Source organism: Mycobacterium helveticum (genome assembly GCF_007714205.1).
GTDB lineage: Bacteria > Actinomycetota > Actinomycetes > Mycobacteriales > Mycobacteriaceae > Mycobacterium > Mycobacterium helveticum.
In genome coordinates, this window is the sequence record NZ_VMQU01000234.1 from 1 (window position 1) to 3,305 (window position 3,305).

Sequence of the window (3,305 nt, forward strand, 5' to 3'; positions counted from 1 at the left end):
GGGCGGGGCACCCGGACGCGCGTGGTCGGCGCCGCCGACGGCCGGCGGGCACCGGCCGGGGCGGTGCGGTTCGGGCCCCGGCGCCGGCGGCGGCCGGTCACGATCGCCGCGGTCAGGATGCACAGGGCCAACCCGCACAGCGTCACGTCGAAGACGCTGGTGATCTGCTGGGCGAGATCGTTGCCGTACACCGGGTTCTGCGCCGCGGCGTTGGGCGTCTCCTGGAACCGCGGCGCCAGCGCGACGCCCAGCACGACGCGGGAGACGCTCAGCGTGGCGACGAGCCCGCACAACGACGACACCAGCCTCGCCGAGACCGCGTCGTTGGCCAGGTTGACCCGCAGCCACAGCGCCAGCGCCGCGGTGACCAGGTCGAAGCCGGCCAGCACGATGCTGTCGTACCGGGAGAACGGATAGTTCAGGCTGACCGCGACCGTGAGGTCGGTGAGCCTCATCGCGATCGACCCCAGGCACCAGACGGCGATGAGCAGCAGGCCGTTGCGGGCCGCCGCCCGCCAGGCGTTCGCCTCGGTCGCGCGGGTGGCCCGGTGGTCTGCGGGCGTGCGCGGCGCGAACAGCCCCCCCGCCCCCCCCCCCCCCCCGGAGCCCGCGACCCCCCCCCCCCCCCCCGCGGCCCGCGGGCGGGCCCCCCCCCCCGCGCCCGGGGGGGGGGGCGGGGGGGGGGGGGGGGGGGGGGGGGGGGGGGGGGGGGGGCCCCCCCCCCCCCCCCCCCCCCCGCCGCCGCCCACGCCAGGTAGCCCTCGAACCCCACGCCCGCCGTCGAGGTGTTCTGCGCGATGCCGTGGAACGCGTCGACGTCGCGGCCCACGGGCAGGATCCACACCAGGATGCCGGCGACGAGCTCCGACGCCCCGAGCGCCACGGTGGCCAGCCGGGACGCCTTGGTGGTGCGGACGAGCCACGTGGACGCGACGAGGACGGCGACCAGTGCCACCACCCCGTAGACCACCGCGCTGGTGATGACCGCGACGTTCTGCCTGCCGAACTCCGAGCCGCCCAGCGCGTACTTCACCCGCCAGTACAGGTTGAAGCCGAAGCTCAGCGCCGCCCCGAGCATCGACGCGTAGCCGAGGACCCGGACGAGGGGGAACCTGCGGTCCGCCGGATCGGTGCTCGCGGGTTGCGCGCTCAACAGCGCGCCGGCGACACCGAGCCACGCCCCCGGCCCGACACCGCCCGGTACCTGCACGGTGCCGGCGAAACGGACCGTCTCGAACACGTCGAACCCGACGAACGCCAGCACCAGCAGCAGGTAGGGCGCGTTGAACCCCACGCGAAGCCGTCCGGCCACGGCGGGGTGGGACGCCACGGGGCCCAGTCGCGTCACGCCCAGCGCCAGCAGCGACAGCAGCGTCACCGCGAGCAGCACGGCGAACGCGGTGCCGCTGGTGCCGGGGATGCCGAGCCCGAAATACAGGTTCCACGGCAGCAGCGGCGCGACGACGAGCAGGGCGGCGGCCGTCAGGTCGCGGACGGTGGTCCACCCGGGCGTCGGTCCCGGCGCTGCCGCCGCACCTGCCCGGACCCGGTGCGCGGCGGCCCCGGGTATGCGCTGCGTCTGCCCGCCGATGGGGCCGGTAGGCGTGTCGTCGCTGCTGTGGCTCACGAGGCCCCCCGGGTCTCAAGGACGGTTACCGCCGGCGCGGGTTCGGTGGTGCGGCCGGGGCACACCCCGGCGGGCCGGCTGCGCTGTTCGCTTGCGACCATAGTCTCCGTTCGGGCGCCGCGGCGGCGGCTCCCCGCGGGTGTCGTTGCGCGGCGACCGTGCCGTCGTGCGCCGCCGCTGGTTACGCTGCGCTGGTAGGCGAACTGGTACTGCCGACGGTATCGGAGTGTAGTGATGCCGGGACATTGCTGGCTGCGGGGTCGCCAGCCGAAGGAGAGCCGGGATGGACGTCGTTTTGGGGGTCGCGGTCACAGGCTCCGTTGCCCGTTTGGCCCTGTTGGGGCCGGACGGCGAGGGCAATGACGTGATCGACCAGTCCGTCGTCGACCTGGAGGACAACCCGGTCGGGAAACTGACCGAGACCGTCGTCGGCACGAACCGGCTTCTGGCCGACGAGAGCCACCGCCTGGTCGGCACCCGGCTGTGCTGGACGGATCATCCCAGGGCCGAGCAGCTGCGACGGGCGCTGGCGGATTCCGGTGTCCCCAACGTCGCGGTGCTCTCGGAGTCACAGGCGGTGGCGGCCCTGATGCGGGCGGCCGGGCGGCCCGGCGCCGCGTTGGTGGTCGGCGACGAGACGGCGACGCTGTCGCTGGTGGGCTCCGGTTCCGGCTCCGGCGATGTGGATGCGCCGCCGACCCTGTTGGCGTCGGGACCCCTGGCCGGCGGTGACGCGACCGCCACGTTCGACACGCTGATGGCCAGGCTCGGCGAGTATCCCGGGGCTCCCGGCGAGGTCTATTTGGTCGGCGCTTCCGATCGCGCCGCCTCCGACCTGACCCGGATCGCCGACCGGCTGGGCGATGCCACCACCCGGGTGCAGACTCCCGACGACCCGACGTTCGCCCTGGCCCGGGGTGCGGCGCTGGCGGCGGCCCCGCCGGACGCCACGCGGGCCGCACCGGTGCGCACGGGCGACGAAACGGCGATGCTACCGGGCGGTGACGCGACCGCCCTGGCGCCCGCGCCCGAACCGGACGCGGAGGAACAGCAGTTGGCCTACTCGATGGCCGGCGACTCCGAGTTGTTGCCCGCGTTCGACGAGTACGGCGCCGAATACGGAGATGTCGAGGCCGGCCGGGCGCCGCTGAACCGCCGTGCGCTGCTGATCGGCAACGCCGTCATCGCGTTCGCGGTCATCGGGTTCGCGTCGTTGGCCGTCGCGGTGGCGATCGCGGTGCGGCCCACCGCCAGCCAGGAACCCGTGGTGGGACATCAGAACGCCGCCCCGGGCAAGTTCATGCCGTTGTTGCCGACGCAACAGCAGGCCCCGGTGCCGCCGCCGCCGCCGGACCGGCCCACCGCGGGGTTCCAGGGCGGCACCATCCCGGCCCCGGCGAACGGCGGCGCGGTCCCGCAGCCGGCGTCGCCACCGGCCGTGGGCGGCCCCGTTCCGAACGCGCCGGTGGCGCCCGGCGCGCCGGGCGGCCCGGGCTTCGTGCCCAACCCCCTCCCGAATGTGCCGATGCCCGTCCCGATCCCGATCCCGTTCCCGGGCTGGCAGCCGGCGTACCCGAACCCGCCGTACAACCCGCCGACCACGAACCCGCCGACGACGTCGAACCCGCCGACGACGTCGAACCCGCCGACGACGTCGAACCCGCCGACGACGTCGAAC

At 75.2% G+C, this 3,305-nt stretch carries 2 protein-coding genes and 1 pseudogene; 1 reads left to right on the forward strand and 2 read right to left on the reverse strand.

What is annotated here, in order from left to right; translation table 11 throughout:
• Both FPZ47_RS30915 and FPZ47_RS30060 read right to left on the reverse strand, forming a co-directional pair.
• Positions 1-842: DUF7937 domain-containing protein (locus tag FPZ47_RS30915; RefSeq protein ID WP_486813347.1), on the reverse strand; the 842-nt coding region annotated here is incomplete at its 3' end.
• Positions 734-1,486 (reverse strand): annotated as a pseudogene (locus FPZ47_RS30060) (DUF7937 domain-containing protein); the annotation flags it as partial. The gene FPZ47_RS30915 and the pseudogene FPZ47_RS30060, both read right to left, overlap by 109 nt.
• A 424-nt stretch (positions 1,487-1,910) precedes the next feature.
• On the opposite strand from FPZ47_RS30060, the gene FPZ47_RS26965 reads away from it, so the two are divergent.
• On the forward strand, positions 1,911-3,305 hold a 1,395-nt coding region (locus FPZ47_RS26965; RefSeq protein WP_144955362.1), incomplete at its 3' end, for a DUF7159 family protein.